This window comes from Enterobacter cloacae complex sp. 397G4 (assembly GCF_050031515.1).
GTDB classification, from domain to species: Bacteria; Pseudomonadota; Gammaproteobacteria; order Enterobacterales; family Enterobacteriaceae; genus Enterobacter; species Enterobacter hormaechei_C.
In genome coordinates this window covers 3,979,490-3,996,828 of sequence record NZ_JBLGWE010000001.1, presented here as the reverse complement: position 1 = coordinate 3,996,828, position 17,339 = coordinate 3,979,490, and the positions used below count along the sequence as shown (strand labels likewise).

Here is a 17,339-nt window from a genome sequence, read left to right as displayed (position 1 = left end):
GTGAGCAATGAGTGAAATGATAACCGTCGGCGACGCCATCGCCAGAACGCTGGAGCAGTATCAGGTTGAGGCCATCTACGGCGTCATCTCTATTCACAACCTGCCGATCGCGGATGCGGTTGGGCAGCGGGGCAATATCCGCTTTGTGCCCGCGCGCGGTGAAGCCGGTTCCGTCACCATGGCCGATGCCCACGGGCGCTTTTCCGGCCTCGGCGTGGCGCTGACCAGCACCGGCGCGGGGGCGGGTAATGCGGTAGGCGCGCTGGTGGAAGCCATGAATGCCTGCACGCCGCTGCTGCATTTAACCGGGCAGGTTGAGAAAGCCTGGCTGGACGCCGACACCGGGTTTATCCATGAAACCCGTGACCAGCTGACCTTCCTGAAGGCCAGCTCAAAACGGGCGTACCGCATCAGCAATGCGAATCAGGCGACAGCCATTCTGCATAAAGCTATCCAGGACGCGCAGACCCCGCCGTGCGGACCGGTCTCGGTGGAAATCCCGATTGATATTCAGGGCGCCAAAATTCCGCTGTCGCTGGTGACTAATCCGGTTAAACCGGCATCGGTTCCAGCCGTGGATACCGGAATGGTGGACGCGCTGTGGGCGCAGCTCAAACAGGCGAAACAGCCGCTGCTGTGGCTGGGGGGCGGGGCGCTGGGCAGCGCAGACGCGGTTAAAACGCTGGCGGATGCGGGCATCACCGTGATTTCCAGCACCCATGCGCGCGGCGTGCTGCCGGACAGCCACCGCGCCAGCCTGCGGGCGTTTCACAACTCGCCGTCGGTTGAGGCGCTGATTGCGCAGTGTGATTTTACGCTGGTGGCCGGTTCTCGCCTGCGCAGCAACGAAACCCGTTCCTGGACGCTTGAGCTGCCTTCCCCGCGGGTGCAGATCGATATCGACCCGGCGGCAGCAAGCCGTAACTACCTGATGGATAGCACGTTGATAGCCGATTGTTCAGCGGTGCTTGGCGCGCTTGCAGACAAAATTCAGGGCCGCGAGTGGGGCAACGCACAGTGGGATATGCAGGTGCAGCAGGCGGTTGAGCAAGCCGAACAGGGGCTGCGCGAGCAGTGCGGCGCCTACGCGAAGCTCAACGATGCCATCGAGAAAGCGCTGCCGAAAGATGGCCTGCTGGTGCGCGATATCACCGTGTCCGGCAGCCTGTGGGGTAGCCGCCTGTTCAGGGCTAACGGTCCGCTGATGAACATTCACTCCCTCGCCGGGGCGATTGGTATGGGGCTGCCGATGGCGATCGGCACCGCGATTGCCAACCCGCAGCGCAAGGTGGTGGGGCTGGTGGGCGACGGCGGCCTTAGCCTCAATTTAGGCGAGCTGGCGACGCTGGCGCAGGAGAAAGCCAACGTGACGCTGCTGGTCATGAACGACGGCGGCTACGGGGTGATGCGCGGTATTCAGGATAAGTATTTCGGCGGGCGTCAGTACTATAACGAACTGCATACGCCGGACTTTACCCTGCTGGCGCAGGCGATTGGCCTTCAGGCGTGGAGCGTTGAGCGGGCAGAGGATTTTGATGCGGTGATGACGGAGGCGCTGGCGATGCCGGGGCCGTCGGTAGTGGAAGTGCGGATGGGGCAGATTGGCGCCCTTAAGTTTGCGGGGCCGCCGCAGAAGACGCTTTACTAGCAGTGCAGTGCGGTCTGAAGCCCTCACCCCAGCCCTCTCCCAAAGGGAGAGGGTGACAGCGTTCCCTCTCCCTTTGGGAGAGGGTTAGGGTGAGGGGGTAAATCAGAACACGTTAAACGGGTATTCCACGTAAGCGCGGATCTCGTCCCCGCCCACGTTGTACTCGCTGGCGTTGCTGGAGACGCGCAGTACGGAGTAGCGCAGCTTCAGCTTCAGATCTTTCGCCGGGCCATCCTGCACCTGGTACTGGATCTGGTTAAACCACTCGTGCTCTTTGCCATTGCTGGTTTCAGAGGTTTTGATGTTATCGCCGCGCACGTAGGCGGTGGTCCAGCTCAGGCCCGGTAAACCAAGGCCGCCAAAGTCCAGACCGTAGGATGCCTGCCAGGAACGTTCATCTTCGCCGTTGAAATCAGACCAGTAGGAGTTCGCCAGCCAGATGGTGTTACCGCCGTCACCCACGCCGCCTTTGTCGCGATAGCCGCCGTAGTTGTAGCCGGTACTGCCGCTGCTCTGCTGGTACGCCACTTTGAACGTGTGAATGTCCCAGATATAGCTCGCTGCCAGGCTCCAGATGGTGTTGCTGCGGCCCGTGTCGAGGCTGTCCGCGTAATGCTGGTCGAGACGGGAGTTATAGCCGTTGAAGTCGAGCACCAGCTGCTGCCCGGTACTGAACGGCTGTTTGAAGTTCATGCCCAGGTACTGCTTGTTCATCACCTCTTCGTTATGAGAGGCGTACAGCGCGCCGCTGAACTGGTCGTTAAACTGATAGCTCGCACCGCCGAAGGAGAGGCTCTTCAGTCCGCTGTCGTGGCGGTCATCGCTTTTACGCTGCTCGTCTGTGAAGTAACCGGCGTTGACTTCCAGACCGTCGATCTCTTTCGAGGTCAGCAGGGTGCCGGTGTAGCTTTCAAACAGCAGGCGGGAGCTGTCGGATGTAATGATTGGCAGTTCAGGACGCTGGTTCCCGTAGCTCAGCACGGTATTGGAGATGCGCATTTTGGCCGTCGCGCCAAACTTTGCCAGATCGGATTTTGCCCGGCCGTCGTCTTCCTGCTTAAAGAAGTCGATGCCGCCCGCGCCGCTCTTGCCGCGGCCACCGTCCAGACGCACGCCATACTGCGCGATACCGTCCACGCCGAAGCCCACCAGCCCTTCGGTATAGCCGGATGCAAACGTGGCGATGACCCCCTGACCCCATTCGGCTTTGTCCTGCTGGCCCTGATGGTAGTCGCGGCTGATATACGCATTGCGTAAAAACAGATCCAGATGGCTGTCGTCAATAAAACCCTTGCTGTCGGATTGCTGGCTTGCGGCGGCAGGTAATGCGGCAAATAAACTTAAAGCAATTAATGATAATTCTTTTTTCACGGAGGGAACGTCTCTGTCTGGATATATTAATTTTAATAACTGCGGAAGAGATAATTACCGGAAAAAGTTACCTTTGCAATAATTATGTGACCAGACATTTCAGTGTGACAGGGCAGATTTGGCGGGGCTTTCAGGGGTGTTATCGATACGTGCTTTTAAGTTAACAATTCATGCGAAATAAAAAGGAGGCAAAACTGCCTCCTTCTGAAATTATTTAATTCCGTCTGCCGCCATACGGTCGCGAATATGCTGTGCACGCTCTTCCGAAGCCGGGTGATCGTCAAACATGGAGCTTTGACGGCCCTCCTCCAGTTTCGCCAGTTTTTCGAAGCTGGTAGCTAAACCCGATGGATTGATGCCGCGTTTGCGCAACAGATCGTAAGAGTAGTCATCCGCTTCCGACTCCTGACGCTGGGAGAACTGCGAGTTCACCAGTTTTTCGCCCACGTCGCCCAGCTGCGACTGGGACAGGCTGCCGACGATGCCGCCCGCAGAGGCCGCCGCTGCGCGCACGGCATTGGTGCCCAGCGCAACCTGCATCCCTTTCTTCACGTGACCCAGTGCAACGTGACCCATTTCATGGCCGATCACCGCTTCCACTTCGTTGTCGGTCATCATGTCCATCAGGCCGCTGTAAACGCGAATACAGCCGTTCGCCATCGCAAAGGCGTTGACGTCTTTCGCCATATACACCTTGTAGTTCACCGGCTGACCGTTAATGTTGTCGCCCAGCGCGGAAGCAATCTTGTTCAGACGTTGCGTGTAGGTGCTGTTTGCCGGGGCAAGCGTAGCTTTTCCATCCATATCCTTACAGGCCTCGTCGCTCAGCGCTTTCACCTGCGCATCGCTCAATGAGTAGGCCTGAAAAGCTTCTGCGCCTGAGGTCATCAGGCCGTTAGAATCCATATTCTGACAGCCGCTTAGCAGGAGCGTTGTTCCCACAGCCAGCCCGATTGCACGCATTTTCATGATGTTGCTTCCGTACTCGTTAATCTGAATTAATTCCGAAAAATGCACCGTCAACGAAGCCGGTGTCGGGCTAAGTATAAGGAATATCGACAGAGGCGGGCGAGCAGATTGCGCAACATGCGAGCATGATCCAGAGATTTCTTAAGCTGCAAAAGAATGGTCCATGTACATGCCCTGCGGCTTGGGTTACATTGTTGGCACTTTTTTCCGGCGTAGCCCAAAACGCGCTGTCGTCAAGGGCATGGCCTTTAACAGTCCGATCTGGAGTTAAAATGTCCTCACGTAAAGAGCTTGCTAATGCTATTCGTGCGCTGAGCATGGACGCAGTACAGAAAGCCAAATCCGGCCACCCGGGCGCCCCTATGGGCATGGCTGACATCGCCGAAGTCCTGTGGCGTGATTTCCTTAACCACAACCCGCAGAACCCGGCATGGGCAGACCGCGACCGTTTCGTGCTGTCTAACGGCCACGGCTCTATGCTGATCTACAGCCTGCTGCACCTCACTGGCTACGATCTGCCAATCGAAGAGCTGAAAAACTTCCGTCAGCTGCACTCCAAAACTCCAGGTCACCCGGAAGTGGGCTACACCGCTGGCGTTGAAACCACTACCGGTCCGCTGGGTCAGGGCATCGCTAACGCCGTAGGGATGGCGATTGCAGAGAAGACCCTGGCGGCGCAGTTTAACCGTCCTGGCCACGACATCGTTGACCACTTCACCTACGCCTTCCTGGGCGACGGCTGCATGATGGAGGGCATTTCTCACGAAGTGTGCTCCCTGGCAGGCACCCTGAAGCTGGGTAAACTGGTTGCGTTCTACGACGACAACGGCATCTCCATCGACGGTCATGTTGAAGGCTGGTTCACTGACGACACCGCCGCACGTTTCGAAGCCTACGGCTGGCACGTTGTGCGCGGCGTTGATGGCCACGATGCTGACTCGATTAAACGTGCCGTAGAAGAAGCGCGCGCCGTGACCGACAAACCGTCCCTGCTGATGTGCAAAACCATCATCGGCTTCGGTTCTCCGAACAAAGCGGGCACTCATGACTCCCACGGCGCACCGCTGGGCGACGCGGAAATTGCACTGACCCGTGAAGCACTTGGCTGGAAACACCCTGCCTTCGAAATCCCGTCTGAAATCTACGCTCAGTGGGATGCGAAAGAAGTGGGCCAGGCGAAAGAAGCGGCCTGGAACGAGAAGTTCGCGGCATACGCGAAAGCCTTCCCTCAGGAAGCGGCTGAATTCACCCGTCGTATGAAAGGCGACATGCCGTCTGACTTCGACGCGAAAGCGAACGAGTTCATCGCGAAGTTGCAGGCGAACCCAGCCAAGATCGCCAGCCGTAAAGCATCTCAGAATGCGATCGAAGCGTTTGGCCCTCTGCTTCCAGAATTCCTCGGCGGCTCCGCTGACCTGGCGCCATCAAACCTGACCCTGTGGTCCGGATCTAAGCCAATCAACGAAGATACTGCCGGTAACTACATCCATTACGGTGTACGTGAATTCGGGATGACCGCGATTGCCAACGGTATCGCTCTGCACGGTGGCTTCCTGCCGTACACCTCTACCTTCCTGATGTTTGTGGAATATGCACGTAACGCCGTGCGTATGGCTGCGCTGATGAAACAGCGTCAGGTGATGGTCTACACCCACGACTCCATCGGTCTGGGCGAAGACGGTCCTACCCACCAGCCAGTAGAGCAGGTGGCTTCTCTGCGCGTGACCCCGAACATGAGCACATGGCGTCCATGTGACCAGGTTGAATCTGCGGTGGCGTGGAAATACGGCGCTGAGCGTCATGATGGCCCGACCGCACTGATCCTCTCCCGTCAGAACCTGGCGCAGCAGGAGCGTACCCCAGAGCAGCTGGCGAACATCGCGCGCGGTGGTTACGTGCTGAAAGATTGCGCAGGCCAGCCTGAGCTGATCTTCATCGCGACCGGTTCTGAAGTTGAACTGGCCGTTGCCGCATGGGAAAAACTGACTGCCGAAGGCGTGAAAGCGCGTGTGGTCTCCATGCCGTCTACCGATGCGTTCGACAAGCAGGATGCCGCGTACCGCGAATCCGTACTGCCTAAAGCGGTCTCCGCTCGCGTGGCGGTGGAAGCGGGTATCGCTGACTACTGGTTCAAATACGTGGGTCTGAACGGCGCTATCGTCGGTATGACCACGTTTGGTGAGTCTGCGCCAGCTGAACAGCTGTTTGAAGAGTTCGGCTTCACCGTTGAGAACGTTGTCGCTAAGGCGAAAGAACTGCTGTAATTGCCGTTTTGCCCGGTGGCGCTAACGCTTACCGGGCCTACAAATGGCATAAAATGTAGGCCGGGTAAGCGTTAGCGCCACCCGGCTTTTTTGTATGCACGATTCCTCAGACATGTAACTGCTCTGTAAATTATTCCACCGAAAATGTGATGCAAGTCATATAGCTCGCTTATTCATCTGGACAGAGATTCCTTTTATTCCCCGATTCGCTTATTCTTGCTGAAGCGTTTCAGTCGATTAAATGTTCGACAATTGACCAATCAATCGCAGTTTGTGACAGCAAGGATTCCCCTTCGGGCGTCGCTGGATTACTCTTTCAGCCACCTCAAACTCAGGGATAGCTTTGCAGGAGATCTATGACCGTACGCGTAGCGATTAATGGCTTCGGTCGCATCGGACGCAACGTGGTTCGTGCTTTATATGAATCCGGGCGTCGTGCGGAAATCACCGTGGTGGCAATCAATGAACTGGCGGATGCTGCGGGCATGGCGCATTTGTTGAAATATGATACCAGCCACGGTCGCTTTGCCTGGGACGTTCGCCAGGAAAGGGAACAGCTGTTCGTCGGCGACGATGCCATCCGCGTGCTGCATGAGAACAGTATTGAAGGGCTGCCCTGGCGCGAACTGGGTGTGGATGTGGTGCTGGACTGTACCGGCGTGTACGGTAACCGTGAACATGGCGAAGCGCATCTGAATGCTGGCGCGAAAAAAGTGCTGTTCTCCCATCCCGGCAGTAACGACCTCGACGCCACCGTCGTGTTTGGCGTCAACCAGCACGAGCTGCAAGCTGAACACCGCATTGTCTCCAACGCCTCCTGCACCACCAACTGCATTATTCCGGTCATTAAACTGTTAGACGATGCGTATGGCATTGAATCCGGCACCGTGACCACGATTCACTCCGCCATGCACGATCAGCAGGTCATCGACGCCTACCATCCGGATTTACGGCGCACTCGCGCAGCGAGCCAGTCCATCATTCCGGTGGATACGAAACTGGCTGCCGGGATCACCCGTATTTTCCCGCAGTTTAACGACCGTTTCGAAGCGATTGCCGTGCGCGTGCCGACGATAAACGTCACCGCAATCGATCTTAGCGTGACGGTGAAAAAACCGGTAAAAGCCTGTGAAGTCAACCTGTTGCTGCAAAAAGCGGCACAGGGAGCATTTCATGGTATAGTTGACTATACGGAATTACCGTTGGTCTCAGTAGATTTTAACCACGACCCGCACAGCGCCATCGTGGATGGCACGCAGACGCGAGTCAGTGGTGCGCACCTTATCAAGACGCTGGTCTGGTGTGATAACGAATGGGGCTTTGCTAACCGAATGCTCGACACCACGTTAGCCATGGCCGCAAAAGGTTTCAGGTAGAGCGCACCTTGCGCTTGCAAAACTTTAAGAATCAACGAGAGGATTCACCATGTCTGTAATTAAGATGACCGATCTGGATCTGGCAGGTAAACGCGTTTTCATCCGTGCCGATCTGAACGTACCGGTTAAAGATGGCAAAGTGACCAGCGACGCGCGTATCCGTGCATCTCTGCCAACCATTGAACTGGCTCTGAAGCAGGGCGCTAAAGTGATGGTCACCTCCCACCTGGGCCGTCCAACTGAAGGCGAGTACAACGAAGAGTTCTCTCTGCTGCCGGTTGTTAATTACCTGAAAGACAAACTGTCCAGCCCGGTTCGCCTGGTGAAAGATTACCTGGACGGCGTGGAAGTTGCCGAAGGTGAGCTGGTTGTTCTGGAAAACGTTCGCTTCAACAAAGGCGAAAAGAAAGACGACGAAACCCTGTCCAAAAAATACGCTGCGCTGTGCGACGTATTCGTGATGGATGCATTCGGTACGGCTCACCGTGCGCAGGCATCTACCCACGGTATCGGTAAATTCGCAGACGTCGCCTGTGCAGGTCCGCTGCTGGCTGACGAACTGGAAGCGCTGGGTAAAGCTCTGAAAGAACCTGCTCGTCCAATGGTCGCTATCGTTGGTGGTTCTAAAGTTTCTACCAAACTGACCGTACTGGATTCCCTGTCCAAAATCGCTGACCAGCTGATCGTTGGTGGTGGTATCGCGAATACCTTCGTTGCTGCGCAAGGCCACAACGTGGGTAAATCCCTGTACGAAGCGGATCTGGTTGACGAAGCCAAACGTCTGCTGAGCACCTGTGATATCCCGGTTCCAACTGACGTTCGTGTAGCTACCGAGTTCTCCGAAACTGCTACTGCAACCCTGAAGTCTGTTAACGACATCAAAGATGAAGAGCAGATTCTGGACCTGGGCGACGTTTCTGCACAGAAACTGGCTGAAATCCTGAAAAACGCAAAAACTATCCTGTGGAACGGTCCTGTCGGCGTGTTCGAATTCCCGAACTTCCGCAAAGGGACTGAGATCGTGGCTAACGCTATCGCAGACAGCGAAGCGTTCTCTATCGCAGGCGGTGGTGACACCCTGGCAGCTATCGATCTGTTCGGTATCGCTGACAAGATCTCCTACATCTCCACTGGTGGCGGCGCATTCCTCGAATTCGTGGAAGGTAAAGTCCTGCCAGCAGTAGCAATGCTCGAAGAGCGCGCTAAGAAGTAAGCCATTCAGGGGCAGGGAAACCTGCCCAATTTTCAGCGCGCTTATCAGAGCTCGCACCTTTTCTAACGGCCGAAGATACAGGACTAAGCAACATGTCTAAAATTTTTGATTTCGTAAAACCTGGCGTTATCACTGGTGATGACGTACAGAAAGTGTTCCAGGTAGCTAAAGAAAACAACTTCGCACTGCCAGCAGTTAACTGCGTAGGTACCGACTCCATCAACGCCGTACTGGAAACCGCTGCAAAAGTTAAAGCACCGGTTATCGTTCAGTTCTCTAACGGCGGCGCTGCGTTCATCGCAGGTAAAGGCGTGAAAACTGACGTTCCTCAGGGCGCTGCTATCCTGGGTGCTATCTCTGGCGCACATCACGTTCACCAGATGGCTGAGCACTACGGTGTTCCGGTTATCCTGCACACTGACCACTGCGCGAAAAAACTGCTGCCATGGATCGACGGTCTGCTGGACGCAGGTGAAAAACACTTCGCAGCAACCGGTAAGCCACTGTTCTCATCTCACATGATCGACCTGTCCGAAGAGTCTCTGGAAGAAAACATCGAGATCTGCTCTAAGTACCTGGCGCGTATGTCCAAAATGGGCATGACCCTGGAAATCGAACTGGGTTGCACCGGCGGTGAAGAAGACGGTGTGGACAACAGCCACATGGACGCTTCTGCTCTGTACACTCAGCCAGAAGACGTTGATTACGCTTACACCGAGCTGAGCAAAATCAGCCCACGCTTCACCATCGCAGCGTCCTTCGGTAACGTACACGGCGTATACAAACCAGGTAACGTGGTTCTGACCCCGACCATCCTGCGTGATTCTCAGGAATACGTGTCTAAGAAACACAACCTGCCGCACAACAGCCTGAACTTCGTCTTCCACGGCGGTTCCGGTTCTTCTGCTCAGGAAATCAAAGATTCCGTAAGCTATGGCGTAGTGAAAATGAACATCGATACCGACACCCAATGGGCAACCTGGGACGGTATCCTGCAATACTACAAAACCAACGAAGCTTACCTGCAAGGTCAGCTGGGCAACCCGAAAGGCGAAGACCAGCCGAACAAGAAATACTACGATCCACGCGTATGGCTGCGCGCTGCCCAGACTTCTATGATTACTCGTCTGGAGCAGGCATTCAAAGAACTGAATGCGGTTGACGTTCTGTAATTTGAGCTGTTCATAGCGTCAAGAAGGTCCGCATATGCGGGCCTTTTTTTATGCCTTTTCAATAGCCTGATGCCTCTGTTTTTGTGATCTGTTTGGCAATATCATGGCTTTTTGTTTACCCTTTACTGACCTGCCTGTCTCCGTGTGGGATAGATTTTGTGGTTTTTATGAGCATAAGGAAAGATAAATGGAAGATCTCGGTGTTGTAGATAGCATCAATAACGCTGGCTCCTGGCTGGTGCGCAACCAGGCGCTCCTGATTAGTTACGCTGTGAATATTGCGGCGGCAATCGCCATTATTATTGTGGGGATGATTGTTGCCCGCACGGTTTCCCGGGGCGTTAATCGCGTAATGCTATCCCGTCATATCGATGCAACCGTTGCTGATTTCCTATCTGCGCTGGTGCGTTACGGGATTATTGCGTTTACCCTCATTGCGGCAATGGGGCGGGTCGGTGTACAGACCGCTTCGGTCATTGCCGTACTTGGTGCCGCTGGTCTGGCCGTAGGTCTCGCTCTTCAGGGCTCGCTGGCTAACCTTGCAGCTGGCGTACTGTTAGTGACGTTCCGTCCTTTCCGTGCCGGAGAGTATGTTGATCTCGGTGGCACTGCGGGCACCGTGCTGAACGTGCAGATTTTTTCTACCACGCTGCGTTCGGCAGACGGCAAAATCGTCATTGTGCCAAACAAGAAAGTGATTGATGGCAACATTACTAACTTCTCTCGTGAACCGGTTCGCCGTAATGAACTCATTATCGGGGTTGGCTATGATTCAGATACTGAGCTGGTGAAAAAGCTGATTACCGATATCATCGAATCAGATGACCGCATTCTTAAAGATCGCGAAATGACCGTTCGCCTGAACGAGCTGGGCGCGTCATCCATTAATTTTGTGGTGCGCATCTGGAGTAAAAGCGGCGATCTGCAAAACGTTTACTGGGACGTGCTGGAGCGCATCAAGCGTGATTTCGATGCCAACGGTATCAGCTTCCCTTATCCGCAGATGGACGTAAATCTCAAACGCGAGAAAGCAGCCGAATAATTTGCTTTAACGTAGGCCCGGTAAGCGTCAGCGACACCGGGCTTTTCTTATATTAGCCCGGCTAATCTCCAATTAATATTATCAATTTCCTCTAATGTCGTTCCCGCAGTATAGTCTGCCTCCAGGACAACTCTGCGAGAATTACGTCATGTTATCTTATTATTTTCAGGGGCTTGCGTTAGGCGCGGCCATGATCCTTCCCCTTGGTCCACAAAATGCGTTTGTGATGAACCAGGGCATTCGCCGCCAGTATCATCTGATGATTGCCCTGCTGTGCGCGGTGAGCGATTTGCTACTGATTTGCGCCGGGATTTTTGGCGGCAGCGCCTTGCTGATGCAGTCGCCGTGGCTGCTGGCGCTGGTTACCTGGGGCGGCGTAGCGTTTCTGCTGTGGTACGGGTTTGGCGCCCTGAAAACGGCCATGAGCAGCAATCTTGAGCTGGCGAGCGCCGAAGTGATGAAGCAGGGGCGCTGGAAGATTATCGTCACCATGCTCGCCGTGACGTGGCTTAACCCGCACGTCTACCTTGATACCTTTGTGGTGCTCGGCAGCCTGGGTGGACAGCTGGACGTTGAGCCTAAGCGCTGGTTTGCGCTCGGTACGGTCAGCGCCTCCTTCCTCTGGTTCTTTGGTCTTGCGATCCTGGCGGCATGGCTGGCGCCACGTCTTCGCACCGCTAAAGCGCAGCGCATTATCAATACCCTGGTTGGGCTGGTGATGTGGTTTATTGCCTTCCAGCTGGCGAAAGAGGGCATTCATCACGTACAGGGATTGTTCAACTAAGCGTTGTCTTATGGACATCTGAACAAGACCCGCTAAGCTTGCTGGCATGAGCCCTGTTGGTGGGGCACTCTTCGCAACATGGAGGAATGACAGTGAAGTTTAAGGTGATGGCCCTGGCGGCATTAGTAAGTTTAGGTGCGGTGTCGGTGCAGGCGAATGAACTGCCAAACGGCCCGCACATTGTCACTTCAGGCACGGCAAGCGTGGATGCGGTACCGGATGTTGCAACCCTGGCAATTGAAGTGAACGTGGCGGCGAAAGATGCTGCTTCCGCCAAGAAACAGGCAGACGATCGTGTTGCGCAATACCTCTCTTTCCTGGAACAGAACGGTGTCGCGAAAAAAGACATCAGCTCTGCGAACCTGCGTACCCAACCGGATTACGACTACCAGAACGGCAAAAGCATCCTGAAAGGCTATCGCGCCGTGCGTACTGTGGAAGTGACTGTACGCCAGCTTGATAAGCTCAACGGATTGCTGGATGGTGCGCTGAAGGCTGGGCTGAACGAAATTCGTTCCGTCTCGCTGGGCGTTGCGCAACCGGAGAAATATAAAGACGAAGCGCGTAAAGCGGCGATTGATGATGCCATTCATCAGGCGCAGCAGCTGGCATCCGGCTTCAAGACCAAGCTCGGTCCGGTTTACAGCGTGCGCTACCACGTTTCAAACTACCAGCCAAGCCCGATGGTTCGGATGATGAAGGCGGACGCCGCGCCGGTTTCTGCTCAGGAAACCTATGAGCAGCCAACCATTCAGTTCGACGATCAGGTTGATGTGGTGTTCCAGCTGGAGCCGACTGAAAAGCCCGCTCAGTAACCCGTAGGCCGGGTAAGGCGAAGCCGCCACCCGGCTAGTTTTTCAATCCTGTCTTAACACCTTATGCCCAAACGCCAGCAGCGCGTCAGTGACGTTGCGCATCATGCGGCTTTCCGGCGCAAAACGGTGCCAGTACAGCATCCGGCGCTGATACAGCCCCGGGGTTAAATCAATCAGCTCACCGCTTTTCAACTCTTTCTCAATCTGCAAATGCGGGATCATGCAGCAGGTGGTTCCCTGACGCGCGAGCTGTACGAAGGCTTCGGACGAGTTAACGATATGACACGGTACGCTGCCCGGCGGCAGATCGAAGTTTTGTTGCAGGAAAGCCTGATGCATATCGTCCAGATGGTCGAAAGCGACGGCAGGCGCTTTCAGCAGCGCGGCGCGGGTCACACCGTTCGGGAAGTAGCGCTCGGCAAAAGCTTTTGAACCGACAAACAGGTAATCCAGCGCGCCCAGCTGATCCACCAGACAGCTTGGCAACGCCTGAGGCTGAATACTGACCGCACCAACCACTTCGCCACGGCGCAGGCGTTCCTGAGTGCGGGTCTCGTCTTCAACCTGGAGATTCAGGCGGATAGGGGAGTCGGCCAGCACCGGCGCAAGGGCCGGCAGCAGCCAGGTTGCCAGACTGTCGGCGTTCACCGCCAGCGACAGCAGCAGCGGCGTGGAGCCGGTCTGTTCATCGCCCAGCCACTCATCTTCCAGCAGTTCAACCTGCCGCAGCAGGGCGAGGAGCTTTTGTCCTTGCTCCGTCGGACGCGGCGGTACGGTACGCACCAGCAGCGGCTGCCCGAACATGTTTTCAAGCTGTTTGATACGCTGTGATACGGCGGACTGGGTGATGCACAGCTTTTGCGCCGCGCGCTCAAAACCGCGTTCACGAATAACTGCATCAAGTGCCTGTAGTGTTCTGTAGTCCGGACGTTTCATTGCTCTGGCTGACTCCTTAATTTTGCTTAATCTGCACTATGACACAATTTTCCCTTCGTGGCAGACGAAATCCATTCGACGTGTTCTATAATGCGCCCTGAGTTTTCACACCACAGGCAAAACGATCATGACGCAGGATGAACTGAAAAAAGCAGTAGGATGGGCCGCTCTCCAGTACGTACAGCCGGGTACCATTGTCGGTGTTGGTACGGGGTCGACGGCGGCGCACTTTATCGATGCGCTGGGCACGATGAAGGGGCAGATCGAGGGCGCGGTTTCCAGCTCCGATGCTTCCACGGAAAAGCTGAAAAGCCTCGGCATCACCGTTTTCGACCTCAACGAAGTGGACCGTCTGGGCATTTACGTTGATGGCGCGGATGAAATCAACGGCCATATGCAGATGATCAAAGGCGGCGGCGCGGCGCTGACGCGCGAGAAGATCATTGCCTCCGTTGCGGATAAGTTCATCTGCATCGCGGACGCCTCCAAGCAGGTCGACATTCTGGGGAATTTCCCGCTGCCGGTCGAAGTGATCCCGATGGCGCGCAGCGCCGTGGCTCGTCAACTGGTGAAGCTGGGCGGTCGTCCGGAATACCGTCAGGGTGTGGTGACCGACAACGGCAACGTGATCCTCGACGTTCACGGCCTTGAGATCCTCGATGCCATTGCGCTGGAAAATGCGATCAACGGCATTCCAGGCGTCGTTACCGTAGGGTTATTTGCCAACCGTGGCGCGGACGTGGCGCTGATCGGCACGGCTGACGGTGTAAAAACCATCGTAAAATGATCTGACGGGGGGAGCGCTCCCCCCGCTAAAAAATTTTTGAAAAGCTAAATTCGGTGACTTGTGTCACGTTTTTCCGCCTCTTTTGCCGATCCTGCCACGTTCGTAATTTTCCGCAGCATTTTCCTCTGCCATTTTGCTCTGTATGACTTTTCTTCAGAGTGCCGACGCAAACGTTCATATTGCTGCAATAGTTTTTTTTGATATGTTGGCTGCACGGGATTTATATCCAGCACAACATCAGTTCAGATAAAAACAGGGTCGGGTAAATGGCAAAGGTATCACTGGAGAAAGACAAGATTAAATTCCTGCTGGTTGAAGGCGTGCACCAGAAAGCGCTCGATAGCCTTCGCGCAGCAGGCTACACCAACATCGAATTTCACAAAGGCGCGCTGGACACTGAAGAGCTGAAAGCGTCCATCCGTGATGCCCATTTCATTGGCCTGCGATCCCGTACCCAACTGACTGAAGACGTTATTGCTGCGGCGGAAAAGCTGGTGGCGATTGGCTGTTTCTGCATCGGCACCAATCAGGTTGATCTGAATGCCGCCGCAAAACGTGGTATCCCGGTCTTTAACGCGCCGTTCTCTAACACCCGTTCCGTGGCGGAGCTGGTGATTGGCGAGCTGCTGCTGCTCCTTCGCGGCATTCCGGAAGCTAACGCCAAAGCGCACCGCGGCGTGTGGAATAAGCTGGCTGCGGGCTCTTTCGAAGCGCGTGGTAAAAAGCTCGGGATTATCGGTTACGGCCACATCGGTACGCAGCTCGGTATTCTGGCTGAATCCCTCGGCATGCACGTGTTTTTCTACGATATCGAAAGCAAGCTGCCGCTGGGTAACGCGACGCAGGTGCAGCATCTCTCTGATCTGCTGAATATGAGCGACGTGGTCAGCCTGCACGTGCCGGAAAATGCGTCCACCAAAAACATGATGGGGGCGGAAGAGCTGGCGCTGATGAAGCCGGGCTCTCTGCTGATCAACGCCGCGCGCGGCACGGTGGTCGATATTCCTGCACTGTGCGACGCGCTGAAGCGTAAGCATCTGGCGGGTGCGGCGATTGACGTATTCCCGACGGAACCGGCCACCAACAGCGATCCGTTCACCTCTCCGCTGTGCGAGTTCGACAACGTGATCCTGACGCCGCACATCGGCGGTTCTACTCAGGAAGCGCAGGAGAATATCGGCCTGGAAGTGGCGGGTAAACTGAGCAAATATTCCGACAACGGTTCAACGCTCTCTGCGGTGAACTTCCCGGAGGTGTCTCTGCCGCTGCACGGTGGGCGTCGTCTGCTGCACATCCACGAAAACCGTCCTGGCGTGCTGACCGCCATCAACCAGATCTTTGCTGAGCAGGGTGTTAACATTGCCGCGCAGTATCTGCAAACTAACTCGCAGATGGGTTATGTGGTGATTGATATCGAAGCGGATGAAGACATCGCCGAGAAAGCATTGCAGAGCATGAAGGCCATTCCGGGGACGATTCGCGCGCGCCTGTTGTACTGATGGTGCGGTCTGTGGCGTCGGGTGGCGGCTGCGCCTTACCCGACCTACAGTTGTCGTGCGGTTTGTGTGTCGGGTGGCGCTTACGCTTACCCGACCTGTAATGTTCGAGGATTTATGTAGGCCGGGTAAGGCGTAGCCGCCACCCGGCTTTGTTCTACCAGGTCCAGGTTTTACTGGGCGTCACCACCGCCGGCAACGGCACATCCCATTTCTCTACGGGTAATGCCTCCACGCCCTGGCAATTATGCGCATACCCCACCGGCTGCAATCCGTACTGCTGCCAGTTTTGTAGCGTCCTGTCATAGAATCCCCCGCCCATGCCTAATCGCTGGCCCTGCTCGTCAAACGCCACCAGCGGCGTAATCAGCACATCCAGCCCGGAAAGCGGGAGCACGTCGCGCACGTCGAGTTTGGGTTCGGTGATTTTCAGACGATTCACCACCAGCTCGCTGTGCGGATGGTAGTGCAGAAACAGCAGATTGCCCGGGCTAAAGGGATGCAGAACCGGCAGGTAAACTTTTTTCCCGGCGCGCCAGAGCTGGTCGATAAGCGGTTGGGTATCCAGCTCACCATCAAACGAGATAAACAGGGCGACGGTGTTTGCCATCACCACAGGGGGATAGGCCATCATGCGGGCGGCGGCCTGCTGAGCAAACTGTGCCTGTTGCTCGGCGCTTAGGGCGCGACGACGCTGGCGAATAAGCTGACGGATGTCCTGGCGTGAAGCAGAAACTTCAGGGAGTTGAGTCATGGTAGTCGGTAGAAGAAAAGAGAGGGAATCTCCGAGATGCCGCCGCAGGCTGTAACCCTTGAACCCTTGGTTCAAGGTGAATGTGTCGTCATAGTTTTAAGGCTTCTCGGACGAACCGAGCATGCTCACCAACCATGGAGCGCCACATTCTTGTGGTATGAAATATCGGCTCAGGGGACTGGCCCGCTTGCGAACATCTCAGAGAAATTTTGTCTTCACAGTTACTCTACCATAGTCAACTGAGAAGTGTTATTCAAACTTTGGTCCCGGTCTTTCGGGACTGCGACCTTGATCAAGCAATGCCTGTTCTATGGTCTGCTGGAGCATTTTAATGCGCTGCTCCATGCTTGCCGCGTAATCGCGGGTCTTCGCTTTTTCCTGAGTCAGTTCATAGCTGATGTTCAACGCGGCGATGAAAACCAGCTGCTCAGTATTTGTGACTCTAGTGCGTTCTTTTAGATCTTGCAACCGCTGATTCAAATCGTCCGCAGCCTGATTCAAGGCATCCCTTTGTTCAGGCGGACAATTCACTCGCAGTGAACGGCCAAAAATCTGGAGATCGACGGGTTGTGCAGACATGCCACCTTCCTGCTGATTGACTGCGCTGCCTTCGCATACTGCCCCGGGGGCTGCGAAGGGGCGACACTATAGCTACCCTGATGTGAAGATACAAGCCCTTTTCTGGTATCACCAGGGTCCAAAGTGGTAGCAT

The 17,339-nt window shown here is 55.5% G+C and carries 15 protein-coding genes and 1 other RNA gene; 10 read left to right on the top strand and 6 right to left on the bottom strand.

Annotated features, from left to right (window positions below):
• Nucleotides 1-7 precede the first annotated feature (7 nt).
• On the top strand, nt 8-1,648 hold the full coding sequence (locus tag ACQG1Y_RS19235; protein ID WP_368740895.1) for a thiamine pyrophosphate-binding protein: 1,641 nt from the start codon (nt 8-10) through the stop codon (nt 1,646-1,648).
• 102 nt (nt 1,649-1,750) lie between these two features.
• Here ACQG1Y_RS19235 and ACQG1Y_RS19230 read toward each other — a convergent pair whose 3' ends face one another.
• Both ACQG1Y_RS19230 and ACQG1Y_RS19225 read right to left on the bottom strand, forming a co-directional pair.
• The gene (locus tag ACQG1Y_RS19230) at nt 1,751-3,019 is read right to left on the bottom strand and encodes an OprD family outer membrane porin (RefSeq protein WP_141414642.1); all 1,269 of its coding nucleotides are present in this window, start codon (nt 3,017-3,019) and stop codon (nt 1,751-1,753) included.
• Nucleotides 3,020-3,229: 210 nt separating this feature from the next.
• Nucleotides 3,230-3,988 (bottom strand): M48 family metallopeptidase, encoded by a 759-nt coding sequence (locus tag ACQG1Y_RS19225; RefSeq protein ID WP_017382909.1) that lies wholly within the window; start codon nt 3,986-3,988, stop codon nt 3,230-3,232.
• Between the two features lie 272 nt (nt 3,989-4,260).
• Here ACQG1Y_RS19225 and tkt point away from each other — a divergent pair, with 272 nt between their 5' ends.
• The 7 genes from tkt to ACQG1Y_RS19190 all read left to right on the top strand — a co-directional run bounded on the left by tkt (nt 4,261) and on the right by ACQG1Y_RS19190 (nt 12,654).
• Nucleotides 4,261-6,252, top strand: coding sequence for a transketolase (gene tkt, locus ACQG1Y_RS19220; protein WP_368740894.1), 1,992 nt, complete (start codon nt 4,261-4,263; stop codon nt 6,250-6,252).
• Between the two features lie 356 nt (nt 6,253-6,608).
• Nucleotides 6,609-7,628, top strand: a complete 1,020-nt coding sequence (gene epd / locus ACQG1Y_RS19215; protein ID WP_015571810.1) for an erythrose-4-phosphate dehydrogenase — start codon at nt 6,609-6,611, stop codon at nt 7,626-7,628.
• Between the two features lie 49 nt (nt 7,629-7,677).
• Nucleotides 7,678-8,841, top strand: coding sequence for a phosphoglycerate kinase (pgk, locus tag ACQG1Y_RS19210; RefSeq protein WP_015571809.1), 1,164 nt, complete (start codon nt 7,678-7,680; stop codon nt 8,839-8,841).
• 92 nt (nt 8,842-8,933) lie between these two features.
• Nucleotides 8,934-10,013, top strand: coding sequence for a class II fructose-bisphosphate aldolase (fbaA, locus tag ACQG1Y_RS19205; protein ID WP_017692704.1), 1,080 nt, complete (start codon nt 8,934-8,936; stop codon nt 10,011-10,013).
• 187 nt (nt 10,014-10,200) lie between these two features.
• Nucleotides 10,201-11,055, top strand: coding sequence for a small-conductance mechanosensitive channel MscS (gene mscS, locus ACQG1Y_RS19200; RefSeq protein ID WP_015571808.1), 855 nt, complete (start codon nt 10,201-10,203; stop codon nt 11,053-11,055).
• A 148-nt stretch (nt 11,056-11,203) separates the two neighbouring features.
• The gene (gene argO / locus ACQG1Y_RS19195) at nt 11,204-11,839 is read left to right on the top strand and encodes an arginine exporter ArgO (RefSeq protein ID WP_003860085.1); all 636 of its coding nucleotides are present in this window, start codon (nt 11,204-11,206) and stop codon (nt 11,837-11,839) included.
• Between the two features lie 92 nt (nt 11,840-11,931).
• A complete protein-coding gene (locus ACQG1Y_RS19190) occupies nt 11,932-12,654 on the top strand; it encodes an oxidative stress defense protein (protein WP_017382904.1) in 723 nt (240 codons plus the stop codon).
• A 42-nt stretch (nt 12,655-12,696) separates the two neighbouring features.
• On the opposite strand, the gene argP is transcribed toward ACQG1Y_RS19190, so the two are convergent.
• Nucleotides 12,697-13,590, bottom strand: coding sequence for a DNA-binding transcriptional regulator ArgP (argP, locus tag ACQG1Y_RS19185; protein WP_003860089.1), 894 nt, complete (start codon nt 13,588-13,590; stop codon nt 12,697-12,699).
• A 127-nt stretch (nt 13,591-13,717) separates the two neighbouring features.
• Between argP and rpiA the strand changes: the two genes are divergently transcribed.
• Complete coding sequence (rpiA, locus tag ACQG1Y_RS19180; protein ID WP_003860091.1) at nt 13,718-14,377, top strand: ribose-5-phosphate isomerase RpiA; 660 nt, start codon at nt 13,718-13,720, stop codon at nt 14,375-14,377.
• 266 nt (nt 14,378-14,643) lie between these two features.
• A complete protein-coding gene (gene serA / locus ACQG1Y_RS19175) occupies nt 14,644-15,876 on the top strand; it encodes a phosphoglycerate dehydrogenase (protein ID WP_017382902.1) in 1,233 nt (410 codons plus the stop codon).
• A gap of 154 nt (nt 15,877-16,030) precedes the next feature.
• Here the strand turns inward: serA and ACQG1Y_RS19170 are convergent, their stop codons facing one another.
• From ACQG1Y_RS19170 to zapA, 3 genes are all read right to left on the bottom strand, one after another.
• The gene (locus ACQG1Y_RS19170) at nt 16,031-16,627 is read right to left on the bottom strand and encodes a 5-formyltetrahydrofolate cyclo-ligase (RefSeq protein ID WP_368740744.1); all 597 of its coding nucleotides are present in this window, start codon (nt 16,625-16,627) and stop codon (nt 16,031-16,033) included.
• Nucleotides 16,628-16,651: 24 nt separating this feature from the next.
• A non-coding RNA gene (gene ssrS / locus ACQG1Y_RS19165) (6S RNA) lies at nt 16,652-16,835 on the bottom strand.
• Nucleotides 16,836-16,876: 41 nt separating this feature from the next.
• The gene (zapA, locus tag ACQG1Y_RS19160) at nt 16,877-17,206 is read right to left on the bottom strand and encodes a cell division protein ZapA (protein ID WP_003860096.1); all 330 of its coding nucleotides are present in this window, start codon (nt 17,204-17,206) and stop codon (nt 16,877-16,879) included.
• Nucleotides 17,207-17,339 lie beyond the last annotated feature (133 nt).

Coding starts and splice junctions, on each gene's coding strand:
- fbaA (WP_017692704.1), top strand. CDS start 8,934: ATGTCTAAAATTTTTGATTTCGTAAAACCTGGCGTTATCACTGGTGAT.
- rpiA (WP_003860091.1), top strand. CDS start 13,718: ATGACGCAGGATGAACTGAAAAAAGCAGTAGGATGGGCCGCTCTCCAG.
- argO (WP_003860085.1), top strand. CDS start 11,204: ATGTTATCTTATTATTTTCAGGGGCTTGCGTTAGGCGCGGCCATGATC.
- tkt (WP_368740894.1), top strand. CDS start 4,261: ATGTCCTCACGTAAAGAGCTTGCTAATGCTATTCGTGCGCTGAGCATG.
- zapA (WP_003860096.1), bottom strand. CDS start 17,206: ATGTCTGCACAACCCGTCGATCTCCAGATTTTTGGCCGTTCACTGCGA.
- epd (WP_015571810.1), top strand. CDS start 6,609: ATGACCGTACGCGTAGCGATTAATGGCTTCGGTCGCATCGGACGCAAC.
- ACQG1Y_RS19235 (WP_368740895.1), top strand. CDS start 8: ATGAGTGAAATGATAACCGTCGGCGACGCCATCGCCAGAACGCTGGAG.
- serA (WP_017382902.1), top strand. CDS start 14,644: ATGGCAAAGGTATCACTGGAGAAAGACAAGATTAAATTCCTGCTGGTT.
- ACQG1Y_RS19170 (WP_368740744.1), bottom strand. CDS start 16,627: ATGACTCAACTCCCTGAAGTTTCTGCTTCACGCCAGGACATCCGTCAG.
- mscS (WP_015571808.1), top strand. CDS start 10,201: ATGGAAGATCTCGGTGTTGTAGATAGCATCAATAACGCTGGCTCCTGG.
- ACQG1Y_RS19225 (WP_017382909.1), bottom strand. CDS start 3,988: ATGAAAATGCGTGCAATCGGGCTGGCTGTGGGAACAACGCTCCTGCTA.
- argP (WP_003860089.1), bottom strand. CDS start 13,590: ATGAAACGTCCGGACTACAGAACACTACAGGCACTTGATGCAGTTATT.
- pgk (WP_015571809.1), top strand. CDS start 7,678: ATGTCTGTAATTAAGATGACCGATCTGGATCTGGCAGGTAAACGCGTT.